Below are 14,813 nucleotides of genomic sequence, written 5' to 3'. Positions count from 1 at the left end.
CGTGGACCTCACTGAACGTCACGACCTCGCAGGCGTCCTCCCGGCACCTGAAGATCCGCTTGCGCCACACCACCCGCACGGGCACCCCAGCGCAGGGCAGATCGTGGAGCACGACCTCCCGGCGGCCGTGGCCGGTGGCGAGCACCCCGCAGGACGGGCACCCCACCAGCGTCGGAAAAGTCTCCACCACCACGGTGAACGAGCGTGGTCCGCGTTCCACGGCCCTGACATGGACGTCGGGCAGGTCGAAGAGCGCGCACGCCGGCGCGCAGATAGCATGAGACACGTCGAGGCCTTCATGGATCGGGTTGCTTGGTCGCTACCCATCCTGGAGACCTCGACCTCTACCCAGACCTCACAACACACCCCTCGAGACGCCCACGCGCACACCGCTACCCATGCTCATCTGTGAAGGGCCGGTAATTCGCCCCCACCCCTGGACGCCGACACCAGCATTCGGGGCATGATGGGACCATCCGTCACCGTCGCGAGGAGCCGCACCATGAGCCCGTCACCGCACACCGTGGGAATCATCGGTCTCGGATCCATGGGCAAGCCCATGGCCGGGCACATCATCCGCGCCGGGCACGACGTGGTGGTCCTGCACCGCAGCCTCCACAAGGCCTCGGGGGCACGCGCGGTGGACACACCGCGGCACATGGCGCGCCAGTGCGACGTCGTGATCCTGTTGGTGCCCGGCGCCCCGGAAATCGACGGCGTGCTGGACGAACTCGTGGAGGGCGCCCGCGAACGCGACGCCGACCACGACCGCCTGGTCCTGGCGATCAGCTCCACCGTCTCGCCCGTGGACATCACCCGCTGGCACCGGGACACCTCGGGTGTCGAGTTCGTGGACGCGCCCATCAGCGGCGGGGAGGCCGGGGCGATCCGCGGGGACCTGTCCGTCATGGTGGGTGGCGACGACGCCACCACGGGCCTGGTCTCGGACGTCCTGTCCTCGTGCGGTCGCCCCGTTCACCTGGGGCCGTTGGGGTCGGGGCAGGTGGCCAAGGCGTGCAATCAGCTGATCTGCGCGGCCGAGATCGTGGCTCTGTCCGAGGCCAGCGTGGTGGCCGAACGCGCCGGCCTTGATCTGGCCACGCTGCTCGACTTGCTCCAGGGCGGCTATGCGGGGTCGGTGATCATGAACGACAAGACCCCCAAACTCGTGGCCCATGATTACTCGGTGTCCGCGCAGGCGGCCTTCGTCCACAAGGACGTGTCCGCCTACTTGGACGCCGCCCGGGCCACCGGAACCAAATCAGTGCTGGGCGGGCCTATTGCGAGCGCCGCTCGGCAGCTCATTGACGCGGGACTGGGCGAACAGGACTCCGCGGTGTTCCAGAAGTGGATTGCGGAGCGCGCCGAGCCGAATCAATGACCATGACCGGCGCTGTGCGCTGACCGATACGACACCTTTAGAAGCACAGAGCGCCGAGCGCCGAGACGGGCTCAGAGCCCGGTGAGAACATCCAAGGCATTGCACAGCCCCTGCTCCCGCCGGACCGCATCGCCCGTGCGCCGCGCCGGCTCCCGGTGGGCGAGGGCCTCGCCCACCGCTGCGGCCAGCGCCTGCGGCGTCAGCTCCCGGTACGGGATCGGGGCCGCCGCGATCCCGAGCCGGTGCAGCTGTCGGCCCCAGAAGTGCTGGTCGACGAGGAAGGGCACCGTCACGGACGGAACGCCGGCGCGGGCCACGGTGTGCACGGTCCCGGCCCCGCCGTGGTGGACGGCCACGGCGGCACCGGGCAGCACGACGTCCAGCGGTGCGGCCGGCACGGCCAGCACGTCCTCGCCCCGGCTGTCCCCCGGCAGCGCCAGCCCACCCCACCCGGTGAGCAGCAGCGTGCGCAACCCGTGGGCGCGAGCGCCCGCGACAATCGCCCGCCCCCGGGCGTGCGGGTCGCCGGCCGCCATGGAACCGAAGGACGCCACCAGGTACGGGCCGCCGCTCAGGAAGGCCGCCACGGCAGGGTCCGGGGCCACCTCGGGCGCGGTCTCGTGCCAGGCCCCGGTCAGGTGCACCCGGTCCGTCCAGTCGGCGGGCCGGGGCAGCAGGTGCGGGCTGACCGCCATCAGCGTGGCACGCGAACCCGCGGCGGGCGACGGCGCCCGGCCGCCGGGCAGTTGTGCGCACGCGCGCTTGACGTCGGCCTGGAACAGCCGTGCCCCGCCCCGGGGCACCGCGTAGGTGCGGCGGTTGAACCGCCCGGGATCCGAGGAGACGGCACCCACGGTGGAGAGCACCGACTCGGGCGTCCCGGGCGCGGAGAACTCCCGGGTGGGTGTGGCCACGGGCACGAACTCGGTCAGCACCCGGGGCACGCCGAGCGCGTCGGCCACCGCCGGCGCGGTGAGCACCAGCGGGTGGTGGACCACCAGGTCGGGGCCGAACGCCAGCGTCTCCCGCACCGCGGCACCAAGCATCTCGCGCATCCCGGGGCGGATCTCGGAGCGGAAGCGGCGCACTGCCGTCCACGGCGAGAGTCCGTGGGTGCGCACCATCCGGTTCAGGTCCATCCCGAGACCCACGGTGTCGATCCCGGACAGCTCCACCCCGGAGTGCTCCGGCGCCCCCAGTCGGACCCGGTGGCCCCGGGCGCTCGCGTAGCGGGCCAGCGCCGCGAAGGGCTCCACGTCGCCGCGGGTGCCGGAGGTCAGCAGCATCAGACGCATTGCTCCAGTCTGCCCTAGCCGCGGACCGGGCACGAACCACCTACGCGGGTGTCCGTGTCCGCGCGCTCGCGTAGGGTGGGCCATAGGTACCCGCGACCCCGGGTGCACCGGTGCCGGAAGAGGAGCAACGCTTGTGTCCCAGGCATCATTCGTGCCCGCCATACGGCGGACGGTCCACATCTCCCGGCCGGTGCTGTGGATCAATGCCTTCGGCACGGGGGTGCTGGGAATGTGGCTGGCGGGCTCACTGTGGCGGTGGGAGGCGCTGCCGCTGCTGCTGTGGCTGACCCTGCCGTTCAACCTGCTCATCTACGGCGTCAATGACGTCTTCGACCAGGACACCGACGCCCTCAACCCGCGCAAGGGATCCCTCGAGGGTGCGCGGATCGGGGCCGGCGAGGTGCGCACCATCTGGGCCTGGGTGCTCATCACCAATGTGCCGTTCGTCGTGTGGTTCACATTCACCCTGCCGCCGGCCGCGCTGGCCTGGATCGCGGTGTACGTCCTGGTCTTCTTGTTCTACTCGGCCCCGCCCCTGCGTTTCAAGGCCCGACCCTGGCTCGACTCGCTGAGCAACGCCGCCTACGCGCTGCCCCTGGTGTTCATGGCCTACGCACTCGACCGAACGCCCGTGTGGCCCGCGGCCGTGGGCTTGATGGCGTGGAGCGTGGCCAAGCACGCTTTTGACGCCGTCCAGGACATCGAGGAGGACCGGGCGGCGGCCATCACCACGACGGCCGTGCGGCTGGGCCCGCGCGGCACCGCGATTTGGAGCGGGTGCTGGTGGGCCCTGTCCACGGTGTGCTTCGCGCTGGTCAACGTTCCGGTGGCCGTGGTGAATGCGCTCATCGCCGGGTGGCTCGTCGGTTCCCTGCTGCGGGACCCGCGTCCGACCACGGGGCACCGGCTTTACCGATACTCCATTGCCTTCCCCTACGTTGCCGGCGCCGTGGCCGGGGTGCAGCTGACGGTCGCGCTGTACTTGGAGGTGTACCCGTGAGCCGCGTCGTCGTTGTGGGTGCCGGAATCGGGGGGCTGACCTCGGCCGCATTGCTGAGTCGGGCCGGCCACCACGTGACCCTCCTCGAGGCCGCCGACCACGTGGGCGGTAAGAGTCGGCGCATCGAGGCCGTCGGGCAGCGGGTGGACACCGGGCCGTCGCTGTTCACGTTTCCGGGCGTGTGGGAGGAGCTGCTGCGCCGCCTCGACGAGCTCGGTGCGGGGCCCGGGGCCCAGGGCGCGGTGGCGCCCGCCGAGCAGACCGCGGCGCTGGAGCTGGAACGGCTGCCCGACGTCGGTAGCTACTACTACCGCGGCGAGCGGTGCGAGCTGCCCGTGCCGCCGGGACACCCGTGGCACGAGGCCTGGACGCGCTTCGCCGCCGAGCACGGCGGGCTCGGCCCGGACATCACGCAGCTGCTGACCACGGACGTATTGGACCGGGCGGCCTATCCGGCGCTCGGCAAGCTCGGCCGACTGTACGGGCGGAAGCTGACCACCCGCGACTACCTCGACAGCCTGACCTGGCTACCGGAGGGCCTGCGCGAGGTCATCGCCATCCACACCCTCAACGCGGGCGTCGGTCCACAGCGCACCCCGGCGCTGTACGCATCCATGCCCGCGGTCATGGCCCACGACGGCGTGTGGTTGCCCCGGGGCGGCGTCTACGAGCTCGTCGAGGCCCTGCGGCGCCTGAACGTGGCCGCCGGGGTCGAGATCCGCACCGGCGAACCGGTGCTCTCCGCGGCCCGGGGCCGGGTGACCACCGCCCGCAGCACGTACCCGGCCGACGTAGTCGTCAGCGGCATCGACGCCCACCGGCTCGGCGGACTGCTCTCCGGCCGGGCGCCCCGCCGACCCCGCAGGCTCAGCTGCTCGGCGGTCGCGGTCTACGCCGTGCTGGACGCCGAGCTGCCCGGGGGCACACCCCGCCACGGCGTGGTCCTGCCGGACCGACCCGCTGAGCTCTACGCCGACTTGGAGGCCAGGACCGAGCCGGAGCAGACCATGGCTTTCGCCAACTACTATCCGGCCGACACCGTCCACCCTGGCAGCGAGCCCACGCTCGCCCTGCTGCTGACCACCCCGGCCAATGGCAAGGCGTATTCCCTGGACGACCCGTTCGTCGCTCGCGAGATCGAGCGCGTGAGCCGGGTCCTCGGGTGGCCACATCCCGTGTCTGACCGGTTCCGCCACGTGCAGATCCTGGACCCCGCGTACTTCGCCGTCCACGGGTCGGAGGGCGGGGCGCTGTACGGCGCGGTGCGCGCTCCGTGGCGGGCCGGACCCCTCCACTCCCCGGCCCACAGGAGCCCGCTGCGGCCGTGGCTGTGGCGGGTGGGGGCCTCCGTCCACCCGGGCGGCGGGCTGCCCGCGGTAATGGGCGGGGCAATGATCTCGACCGGAAAGCTGCTCGAGCGCCTGGAGCGGGACCGGTCCCGGGCATCGGCGGATCGACGCACGCGCGGAGTCCGGGGACGCCAATAGCCGGGGCGTGCTTCGGGCACCAAATCGCTCGTTGCGGTCTGCACGGATAGTGCGCACGGATCGGCCCAGAACTTCGCTTATCGTGTTTCCTCGGCGGCACCGGCGGGCACGCGCGCCGGCGTCCCCTCTCTCTGCCGTGCCCAGTAGCCCAGAGCCCCGATGACCAGGGAGCCCACGCAACCGGCAGCGAGGTCCCCCATGGTGTCCAAGTAGCCCACCTCCACACGCGGGTCCACGAGGGCGTAGCCCGCGAACTCCACGAACTCCCAGAGCAGGGCCAGCACGGCGCCCAAACCGGTGACCACCGTAACGTGAGCCACAGCGCTGGGGGCCCGAAGCCGACCCCAGCGCTCGAGGGCCCGGAATGCGAGTTCGGCCAGCACGGCGGTCGCCGCACAGTGCACCACCAGGTCCCAGTGAGCGAGCCGCTCGTAGAGGAGGAACACCGAGCTCCACGCCGCGACCAGCAGCACCAGATTGGTGGTCACCTCCAGTGCCGCCGGCAGCCGGGCCCGCCACATGATCGTGGTGGCCAGGCACACCAGCATCATCACGGCGGCGCCCGCGGTGTCGGCGAACAGAACCGTGAGCAGCGCGGACAGCGGCGCGAGCCACCGGACGACCAGGGCAATCGAGCCCGCCGGGGAGCGGGGGCCGGTCGGCGGAGGAAGTGAAGATCTGCTCTCGGTCATGCGTCCATTCTCTCGCGTCCTCCCCGAAGCACGAGAACCGAAGAACGCTTACTTGTAGAAGCGGTTCAGGAAGCGTGCCACCACGGCGGGACGCTCTTCGCCCTCGATCTCAATGGTCGCATCGGCCACCAGGTGCAGGCCGTTGCCCTTGACCTCGGAGACCTCCGTGATGGTCACGGTCATGCGCACGCGCGAGCCCACCTTCACGGGGGAGGTGAAGCGGACCTTGTCCAGGCCGTAATTGACCTTGGTCTGCACGTCGGACACGTCGAAGAGCTCGGACCACATGGGGATCAGCAGCGACAGGGTCAGGAAACCGTGCGCGATCGGCGCGCCGAACGGCCCGGATGCGGCCTTTTCCGGATCGGTGTGGATCCACTGGTGGTCGTCGGTGGCGTCCGCGAAGAGGTTCACCTGGTCCTGGGTGATCTCGCGCCACTCGGAAAAGCCCAGGTCCTTGCCGGCGAGATCGGCAACGTCGGCGAAGGAAACTACGGTCTTGGCGGTCATGACATTCTCCTTGCAATAGTGAGTCAGAGACGCGCACAACGGTGCGAGCGGCGTCGTCGGCGAATCAGGCGAAAGCTGACTTGCCGGTGATGGAACGGCCGACCACGAGCGCGTTGATCTCGTGGGTGCCTTCGTAGGAATAGACGGCCTCGGCGTCCGCGTGGAAGCGGGCGACGTCGGTCGCGAGCGTGATCCCGTTGCCGCCGACCACCTCGCGGGCCAGGGCCACGGTCTCGCGCATGCGCAGTGCGATCCACATCTTGGCGAGCGCGGAATCCTCGTCCCGGTACTCGCCGCGATCCTGCTTCTCGGCGAGGTCAGAGACCATCGACAGGGACGCCGTGACGTTGCCGAGCATGCGCGCGAGCTTCTCCTGCACGAGCTGGAAACTGCCCAGCGACTTGCCGAACTGTTCGCGGGAACGCACGTAGCGCAGCGCAGCTTCGTATGCGCCGGCCTGGATGCCGGTGGCGATCCACGCGACGTCCGAGCGCATCACGCGCAACATGGCCGCGACATCCTTGAACGAGTTGCAGTTCTGCAGCCGCTGCGCCTCGGGAACGCACACGTTCTCAAGGGTGATGTCCGCGTTCTGCATCATGCGCAGGGCGGTCTTCCCGTAAATCTTCTCCAGCGTCACCCCGGTTGCCTCGCGGTCCACGAGGAACGCCTTGACCTGACCGTCGGCCACGTCGCGGGCGAAAACGGCCAGGTAATCGGCGGTGAGCGCGCCACCGATCCAGCGCTTGGCGCCGTTGAGGATCCACTCGTCACCCTGGCGTTCGGCCGTGGTGGCCAGCCCGCCGGCAATGTCCGAACCGTGATCCGGTTCGGTCAGGCAGAACACACCGGTGGTCTCGAAGCTCGTGATCTTGGGGTCCAGCTCGGCGAACTGCTCCGGGGACGCTCCCACGCGGCACGTGGTGCGAAACAGGCCCGCCTGCGCCGTGTAGAACGTTGCCATCGACGCGTCCGTGCGGGCCAGCTCGAAGATCCGGAACCCGTGGTACAGCGAGCGCGGCTCCCCGTCGATCTCGTTCGGGGTCATCAGGTTGAGCCCGTGCAGGGACGGCGCGATCTGGTAGGGGAACTCGCCCTTCTCCCAGTACTCGGCCAGCAGTGGTGAGATCTCGTCCTCGAGCACCATGCGCAACCGCAGGATGGGCGCGCGCTCGGCCTCGCTCAGCCGGTCGGCGACGCCGTACGGATCGCAGTCCGGGTACAGCTCGCTCATGCCCGCTCCACCTTCTGCATCTGCGCGGCCTTCTCCGCCGCGTAGTTCTTTGCCGCGGCGACGACGCCGCCCTCGCTCGGCTCGTACGTCCCCTCGAGTTCCCCCAGGCCGAAGAGCCGCAGGGCGTTGCCCTTGAGGATCTTGGGCTTGACCTCGTCCTTGAAGCGCTGCTGCTCGAAGGCGACGAGCCACTTCTGCGGGGTGATCAGCGGGTAGTCGGTGCCGAAGAGCACCTTGTCCTGGAGCATCGCGTTGGACGCTCGCACCAGGGACTCCGGGAAGTACTTGGGCGACCACCCGGACAGGTCGATCCACACGTTCGCTTTGTGGGTGGCGATCGAGTTGGCCTCGTCCTGCCACGGCACCGAGGGGTGGGCCATGATGACCTGCAACTCGGGGAAGTCCGCGGCCACGGCGTCCAGCAACAGCGGGTTGGAGTACGCCAGCTTGATGCCGTAACCGCCCGGGAGCCCCGCACCCATCCCGTTCTGGCCGGTGTGGAACAGGGCGGGGACACCGAGTTCCTGGATGGCCTCGTAGATCGGGTAGTACACCTGGTCCGAGGGGTCGAAGCCCTGCAGGGACGGATGGAACTTGAAGCCCTTGACCCCGTACTCCTCGACCAACTGCGTGGCCCGCTCCACGGCCCGGGGGACCTGGAGCGGATCCACGGAGCCGAACGGGATCAGCACGTCGTTGTTGCGGGCCGCCCCTTCCGCGATCTCCTCGATCGAGTTGGGCTCGTGACCCAGCGCGGTGGTCGCGTCCACGGTGAAGACCACGGCCGCGAGGTTCCACTCCCGGTACCGCTCGGCGATCGTGTCCAGCGTGGGCGAACGGTCCTCGGACTTGAAGTACTTTGCCGAGGCCTCCGTGAGTGCCGCGGGCAGGGATGCGTGCCCGTGGTCCGAGCACTCGATGTGGACGTGCACGTCGATGCCGTCCCGCTGGGCCAGCTCGGCCCCGAATTCATACCGCATTCCGGTCCTCTTGCCTGGTGGGTACGAGGATCAGCGCTGCTCGGGGCGCATGTCCGCCGGGAGCTCGGGGATCATCTCACCGACCGTCTGCCAGTTGCCCTCGAACAGGCCCTTGGCCTGCTCCGCGAGCGCCTCGTACGTCCACCCGCCTTCGCGGTACTCGGTCACGAGCGGGGTGGGGTGGCTGAACAGCTGCAACCGGTCCCCGCCGGCGCCGATCGCCTGGCCGGAGACGTCCGCGGCGTCGTCGGACGCGAGCCACGTGATCAGACCCGCGACGTCCTCCGCGGTGCCGAAGCCCAGCTCGTGGCGGAAGAACGCCGGCATGGCCTCGCCGCGCTCGTCCGCCTCCACGGCCTTCTGGAAGAACGGGACGGTCTTGGTCATGGCCGTGGCGGCCACGGGGATCACCGCGTTGGCGGTCACGCCGGCCTTCTTCATCTCGAGCGCGAACGTGCGGATCATGCCCACGATGCCGGCCTTGGCGGCGGCGTAGTTGGTCTGACCGAAGTTGCCGTACTGGCCGGTGGACGAACCGATCGCGATGATCCGCCCGGCCACACCGTTCTCCTTGAAGTAGCGGTACGCCTCGCGCGAGCACGTGAAGGTGCCGCGCAGGTGGACCTTGATGACCACGTCGAAGTCCTCGTCGGTCATCTTGAGCAGGGACTTGTCCCGCAGCACACCGGCGTTGTTGACCAGGATGTCGAGGTGACCGAAGGCCTCCACGGCTCCCTGCACGAGCGCGGTGGCCGCCTCCGTGTCACCCACGGGGGCGACGACGGCCACGGCCTTGCCGCCCTGCGAGGTGATGGACTCCACGGCGGCGTCCGCGGTCTCCTGGTTGACGTCGTTGATCACCACGGCGGCACCGTACCGGGCCAGGGTCTGGGCGTAGGCCAGCCCGAGCCCCTGACCGGAGCCCGTGACGATGGCGACTTTTCCTTCGAGGGGGGTGGCGGTCATGACATGCTCCTTCTGGGGTTCTACTCCGGCGGTGATGGGCGTCACCGTGTGTTTCCTCCATGGGACCGTATTTAATTGAGATTGTCAACGGTTAAGATTATCCATGACGGTACTTCGGTGGACGGCCCCACCCCCGCCCACCGCGCGGAGCACGCCACGACACGACACCCAGGAGCAGCGACATGACCACCCCCCTTCCGCAGGACGCCCTGGACCCGGCGCCGGACCTGAGGACGAGTGACCTCGCGAGCGAGCCGGTGTTCCTCATGGCCCGCGCGAGTTCCCTGGGTTCCGCGTCCGCCAACCGGGCCCTGGGGGAACTGGACCTGAAGGTGCGCCACTACTCCGCGCTGTCCCTCGTGTGTTCTGACCTGCACCCGTCCCAGCGGGACCTGAGCAGGTACCTGGTCCTGGACCCCAGCCAGATCGTGCTGATCGTGGATTCCCTCGAGCGGCGGGGGGCCGTGGTGCGGCGCACCGACCCCAGTGATCGCCGCTCCAAGCTCATCGAGCCCACGGACGAGGGCCGCGAGCTCTACCGGCGAGCGCGCGCCGCGGTGGACCGGTGCACCGACCGGACGCTGTCACCCCTGAGCGAGGACGAACGGGCCACCCTGCTGGAGCTGCTGCAGCGCATCGCACTGGGCTGAGCGCACCGCCGGGCGGTCCCGCGCGCCCCGGAATTCCGGGCGTCCGCGCCCGCGAACACGTACGGTGGAACCAGCAGTCCCGCTCCCCCGCGTTCCCCCTACCGATCGAGGTCACGCACCATGCGTTCCGCCGCCCCCGCCGTTGTCTCCGCCCTCTGCGCCATGCTGCTGCTCACCGGTTGCGGTTCCGGCGGCGACGCGGGGGGTGACGACGCCGCGAGCGGCACCGCAGCGACGTCGTCCACCGCGACCGAACAGCCCAGCGCGACACCCACGCCCACCCAGCCACCCGAGCTGATCGGCGGGGGCACCACCCTGTTCCCCGAGCGCAGGTTCGTGGCGCTCTACGGACACCCGGGGACCCCGGGGCTGGGCGCACTGGGTGAGCAGGGGCCGGAGGAATCCGCCGAGCGGGCGATCGAGCTGGCCGAGCAGTACGAGCCCTACAGCCAGGAGAAGGTGATCCCGGCGTTCGAGATCATCGCGACCACCGCGTCCTCCGACCCGGGGCCGGACGGCGACTTCTCCAACGAGGCTCCCGTGGAGCACCTCATGCCGTACATCGAGGCCGCGCAGAAGCACGGTATCTACGTGGTCCTGGACCTGCAGCCCGGCCGCTCGGACTTCCTGTCCCAGGCCAAGCGGTACGAGGAACTGCTCAAGCGGCCCAACGTGGGCCTGGCCCTGGACCCCGAGTGGCGGCTGGGGCCCGGGCAGTACCCGCTGCAGCAGATCGGGTCCGTGAGCGCGCAGGAGATCAACGAGACCACGCAGTGGCTCGCCCGGCTCACGGCCGAGAACGGTCTGCCCCAGAAGACCCTGATCCTGCACCAGTTCTCCATGCCCATGATCCAGAACCGTGAGGCCATCAAGACGGACCACCCCGAGCTCGCGTTCCTCCTGCACGCGGACGGGCACGGCACCCCGGACCTGAAGATGTCCACGTGGGACGCCCTGCAGCACGAACTGCCCCGGGGGATCCGCATGGCCTGGAAGAACTTCTACGACGAGGACACCCCCACGTTCACCCCCAAGCAGACCTTCGAGTTGACGCCCAAGCCGTGGTTCGTCTCGTACCAGTGAGTATCTCGGGCCGGCATAGTCCGTTGGCTAGGCGTAGTCCCCTGGTTCGGCGGACACCGCGGTTCCGGTGAGTCGCCCGGGCCCGCGGGGCTGTATCTCCGGGAAGCTTTGACGCGGGTGCTCCCAGGAAATTGTTCCGCACCATGTCTTCCCCCGGCCGGGACGACGGGTCTAGATTATGAGGACCCGTTCGCTCCACGGAAGGAAGTGCCTATGGGACTCGGTGACAAAATCAGTAATGCTGCGGAAAAGGCTTCCGGTTCCGCCAAGGAAAAGCTTGGTGACGCCACGGACAACGCAGATCTGCAAGCTGAGGGTGCCGGGGAGAAAGCTTCCGGTGGCGCCAAGCAGTCCGTGGAGAACATCAAAGACGCCGGTAAGAATCTGAAGGACGGGCTGGGCTGAGATCCGCACCCGCCACCTTTCGACCGGAGGGCCCTCGTCGTGAACACGACGGGGGCCTTTCGTCTGCCCGCCCCACCGCCGGCAACGGCACTCGTCGTGCACTCCGCCTCATCCGCCCCGCCACCCCTGCATTGCTTCCCGCCCCACTACCCCTGCATCAGTGGAGCAAAATCAGCTTCGGGGCACCGAATCTCGTTTTTACTCAGCTAAAGCAGGGGCTGGGGTGGGTCCCGCTCACCGCACCGCGAACCGCTTGCGCGCGATCAGCAGGCACACCAGGGACAGGGCCGCGACTGCCGCGTAGTAGATGCTCGGTGAGGTCAGGGAGCCGGTGGAGCTCACGAGCCACGCGAGCACGAGGGGTGCGAATCCCCCGAACACCGTGACGCCCAGGTTGTAGGCCACGGACATTCCCGTGGTGCGGATCTGCGTGGGGAACATGTCGGTGAGCAGCGCGGGCATGGGGCCGAAGTACAGAGCCATGATCACGCCCAGCACCGCTTGCACCATGGTCAGGGTGGCCACGGTCGGGACCGCGACCAACCACAGGAACAGCGGGTACACCACCACGATGCCCACCGCGGAGGCCGCGAGCATGACCCGCCCCGGTCCCACGCGGTCCGCGAGGTGCCCCACGAACGGGGAGCCCACCAGGGTCACCGCACCGGCCACTACACCGCCCAGGTACGCGGCCCACGAGGGCAGGTCCAGGTTCTGGATCGAGTACGTGGGCATGAACAGGATCGTGTACACGGACATGGACGCCAGGCCCACCACGCCCGCGGCCGTGAGCCACCGGCCGGCGGAGTGGACGATGGTCTGCGCGAGGGGACCGCGCCCGAGGGACGGGTGGGGCGGCGTCGTCGTCGTGCCAGTACCCTCCGAGGGCGACGACGCCGCTCGCGCACGCTCGTCCTGCAACGCCCGGAAGTCCGGGGTCTCGTCCATGCGCAAGCGGATGTAGAGGCCCACGGGACCGATGAGCAGGCCGAAGAGGTAGGGGATGCGCCAACCCCACGAGTACAGCGCGTCGTGGCTCAGCAGGGTGTGCAGCGCGAACCCGAAACCGGAGGCCAGCAGGATCGCGAGGCCCTGGGTCGCGACCTGCCACGACCCGTAGAAGGCGCGCTTGTCCGGGGCGTTCTCGATCAGGAACGCGGTGGCCGTGCCGAACTCACCACCGGCGGAGAACCCCTGGATCAGGCGGGCGAGCAGGATGAGCAGCGCTGCCGCGGGGCCGATGACCGCCGCCGTGGGGGCGAGCAGCATGATGAGCGTGCCGAGCATCATCAGGGCGATCGTGATGGTCAGGGCCGGGCGGCGGCCGTGGCGATCCGCGTAGGAACCCAGCACCAGGGCACCGAGCGGGCGGATGAGGTAGGACAGCGCGAACGTACCGAACGTCAGCAGGGTGCCCGTGACCTGGCCGATCGAATCCGACTCGAAGAACAGGGCGGAGATCACGACCGCGAGGGACGAGTAGACGATGATGTCGAACCACTCGAGCGCGTTGCCGATCGAGGACGCGACCACGGCACGGCGGGCGGTGGCACGCTGCTCGTGCGTGACGGGCGGATGTGTAGGTGCGCTACTCATGTCTGCACGCTAGCCCACCGTCCGCTCCTCCCGCGGCCGCCGTGACGCCGCATGACGGCGAGCCGCCGACCTATGCTGGGTGCACGGCATGGAACCGGCACGGAACGTGTCACACCCCAGGACAGGTACCCCAGGACAGGAGCAGCGCAATGATCTTCATCGTGGTCAAGTTCGAGGTCAAGGACGAGTACGCCGAGCGCTGGCCCGAGATCGTCGCGGACTTCACCGCCGCGACCCGTCAGGAGCCGGGCAACAAGTGGTTCGACTGGTCCCGCAGCCTGGACAACCCCAGCGAGTACGTGCTCGTGGAGGCCTTCGAGGACGACGCCGCCGAGGCGCACGTGAAGTCCGAGCACTTCGCCACCATGACCGAGCAGTTCCCGCAGTACCTCGTCCGCACCCCGCGCATCATCTCCCGTCAGATCGACGGTGACGGCTGGGACGAGATGGGTGAACTCACCGTCGAGGGCTGAGGCATTGATGACCGGGGAACCCGTGGACCGGTTCCTCGTGGGGCTGGACATCGGCGGATCCCACACCCGCGGCGTACTGTTCCGCGGGGACTCCCCCGTGCGCGAGGCCCGCTCCGGTAGCGCCAACGTGCAGAACGTCAGCCGGGAGCGGGCCGCCCAGTCATTGCGGGACGTCTTTGACCGCCTGGCACCACCGCGCGGCACCGCGGTCCTCGCCGGCGCCGGCGGTGTGGACACCCCGCACGACGCCGCTGCGCTGACGCAGCTCATTCGCTCCGTGGCTGAGGCCGCAGCGGGCGATCGCCCGCCGGCGGACGCGTGTTCGGCGGCGGGCGGTCACCCGGCACCGGCCGTCTGCCCGGCGTCGGAGACGCCCGTGATCGCGGTGCACGACACCCGCCTGATCCTCGCCGCGGGCGGACACACCGAGGGCATTGCGGTGATCGCGGGAACCGGTTCCGTGGCGTGGGGTGTGAACGCTTCCGGCCGCGAGGCCCGCGCCGGCGGTTGGGGCTACCTGCTCGGCGACGAGGGCAGCGGGTACTGGCTCGGCCGGGAAGCGGTGCGCCATGTGCTGCGGGAGGCGCAGGACCGGGGAGCGAGCGACGTCGCCCCCGCGGATGACGACCGGTTCGCCCGGGCCGTGTTGGGACACGCCGGGGTCAGCACGCCCACCGAGCTGATCGCGGCGTTCCACGACCGCCCCGACCGCACGCACTGGGCCGGTCTGGCCCGCACGGTGATCGAGCTGGCCCCGTACGACGACGCCGCTCGCGAGTTGGTCTCGGCGGCCGCCGCGCACCTCGCGGAGCTGATCATCACCGTGGCCCGGAACCTGGGCGAGCCCCTCCCCGTGGTCGTCGGAGGCGGGCTCGCGACCACCTCGGTGGGCGTGGAAATCAGGGAGCGTCTTCGCGGTCACGGATCGCGGGTCACGCTGTTGGACCGGGAACCCGTGCTGGGGGCACCCCTGCTCGCCCGCGCCGCGGGTCTGTAGGACGGGCGAGCGGGTCAGGCAAGCTGAACGCCCCGGAACCGGCGCCGGTTCGGAAATGGCGCGC

16 protein-coding genes are annotated in these 14,813 nt (G+C 69.7%); 8 read left to right on the top strand and 8 right to left on the bottom strand.

The features are described from left to right. Positions 1-286: transposase family protein (locus AS25_RS12550; RefSeq protein WP_253270581.1), on the bottom strand; the 286-nt coding region annotated here is incomplete at its 3' end. A 216-nt stretch (positions 287-502) separates the two neighbouring features. Between AS25_RS12550 and AS25_RS12545 the strand changes: the two genes are divergently transcribed. Beyond that, entirely contained in the window at positions 503-1,381 is an 879-nt protein-coding gene (locus AS25_RS12545; RefSeq protein ID WP_035965548.1) for an NAD(P)-dependent oxidoreductase, read from the top strand. 71 nt (positions 1,382-1,452) lie between these two features. On the opposite strand, the gene AS25_RS12540 is transcribed toward AS25_RS12545, so the two are convergent. Beyond that, a complete protein-coding gene (locus AS25_RS12540) occupies positions 1,453-2,676 on the bottom strand; it encodes a glycosyltransferase (RefSeq protein ID WP_035965546.1) in 1,224 nt (407 codons plus the stop codon). Positions 2,677-2,836: 160 nt separating this feature from the next. On the opposite strand from AS25_RS12540, the gene AS25_RS12535 reads away from it, so the two are divergent. Both AS25_RS12535 and AS25_RS12530 read left to right on the top strand, forming a co-directional pair. Further along, a complete protein-coding gene (locus AS25_RS12535; RefSeq protein WP_253270584.1) occupies positions 2,837-3,676 on the top strand; it encodes a UbiA family prenyltransferase in 840 nt (279 codons plus the stop codon). Next, positions 3,673-5,163 (top strand): phytoene desaturase family protein, encoded by a 1,491-nt coding sequence (locus tag AS25_RS12530; protein ID WP_052160986.1) that lies wholly within the window; start codon positions 3,673-3,675, stop codon positions 5,161-5,163. Before AS25_RS12535 ends, AS25_RS12530 begins: the two co-directional genes overlap by 4 nt. Before the next feature lie 77 nt (positions 5,164-5,240). On the opposite strand, the gene AS25_RS14805 is transcribed toward AS25_RS12530, so the two are convergent. From AS25_RS14805 to AS25_RS12505, 5 genes are all read right to left on the bottom strand, one after another. Further along, entirely contained in the window at positions 5,241-5,855 is a 615-nt protein-coding gene (locus tag AS25_RS14805) for a DUF2238 domain-containing protein (protein ID WP_052160985.1), read from the bottom strand. Between the two features lie 48 nt (positions 5,856-5,903). Continuing rightward, positions 5,904-6,365 (bottom strand): MaoC family dehydratase, encoded by a 462-nt coding sequence (locus AS25_RS12520; RefSeq protein ID WP_035965542.1) that lies wholly within the window; start codon positions 6,363-6,365, stop codon positions 5,904-5,906. 64 nt (positions 6,366-6,429) lie between these two features. Then, entirely contained in the window at positions 6,430-7,599 is a 1,170-nt protein-coding gene (locus AS25_RS12515) for an acyl-CoA dehydrogenase family protein (RefSeq protein ID WP_035965540.1), read from the bottom strand. Beyond that, entirely contained in the window at positions 7,596-8,579 is a 984-nt protein-coding gene (locus tag AS25_RS12510) for an amidohydrolase family protein (RefSeq protein ID WP_035965538.1), read from the bottom strand. The genes AS25_RS12515 and AS25_RS12510 overlap by 4 nt, the downstream gene beginning before the upstream one ends. 30 nt (positions 8,580-8,609) lie before the next feature. After that, positions 8,610-9,545, bottom strand: a complete 936-nt coding sequence (locus AS25_RS12505; RefSeq protein WP_035965537.1) for an SDR family NAD(P)-dependent oxidoreductase — start codon at positions 9,543-9,545, stop codon at positions 8,610-8,612. A 182-nt stretch (positions 9,546-9,727) separates the two neighbouring features. Between AS25_RS12505 and AS25_RS12500 the strand changes: the two genes are divergently transcribed. The 3 genes from AS25_RS12500 to AS25_RS12490 all read left to right on the top strand — a co-directional run bounded on the left by AS25_RS12500 (position 9,728) and on the right by AS25_RS12490 (position 11,683). Continuing rightward, positions 9,728-10,195, top strand: coding sequence for a MarR family winged helix-turn-helix transcriptional regulator (locus AS25_RS12500; protein ID WP_035965536.1), 468 nt, complete (start codon positions 9,728-9,730; stop codon positions 10,193-10,195). Positions 10,196-10,315: 120 nt separating this feature from the next. Further along, positions 10,316-11,278, top strand: coding sequence for a hypothetical protein (locus tag AS25_RS12495; protein ID WP_035965534.1), 963 nt, complete (start codon positions 10,316-10,318; stop codon positions 11,276-11,278). Positions 11,279-11,491: 213 nt separating this feature from the next. Further along, positions 11,492-11,683, top strand: a complete 192-nt coding sequence (locus AS25_RS12490) for a CsbD family protein (protein WP_035965533.1) — start codon at positions 11,492-11,494, stop codon at positions 11,681-11,683. 234 nt (positions 11,684-11,917) lie between these two features. On the opposite strand, the gene AS25_RS12485 is transcribed toward AS25_RS12490, so the two are convergent. Next, entirely contained in the window at positions 11,918-13,279 is a 1,362-nt protein-coding gene (locus tag AS25_RS12485; protein WP_035965531.1) for an MFS transporter, read from the bottom strand. Positions 13,280-13,428: 149 nt separating this feature from the next. Here AS25_RS12485 and AS25_RS12480 point away from each other — a divergent pair, with 149 nt between their 5' ends. Together AS25_RS12480 and AS25_RS12475 are read left to right on the top strand one after the other, a co-directional pair. Continuing rightward, positions 13,429-13,752, top strand: coding sequence for a putative quinol monooxygenase (locus tag AS25_RS12480; RefSeq protein WP_035965530.1), 324 nt, complete (start codon positions 13,429-13,431; stop codon positions 13,750-13,752). Positions 13,753-13,759: 7 nt separating this feature from the next. Further along, positions 13,760-14,749: an N-acetylglucosamine kinase gene (locus AS25_RS12475; protein WP_035965527.1), complete on the top strand. Its 990-nt coding sequence runs from the start codon at positions 13,760-13,762 to the stop codon at positions 14,747-14,749. The last annotated feature ends 64 nt before the right edge of the window (positions 14,750-14,813 follow it).

Origin of the sequence: Kocuria marina, from assembly GCF_000786655.1 — a bacterium.
Classification (GTDB): Bacteria; Actinomycetota; Actinomycetes; order Actinomycetales; family Micrococcaceae; genus Kocuria; species Kocuria marina_A.
This window is presented reverse-complemented; position numbering and strand designations above follow the sequence as displayed.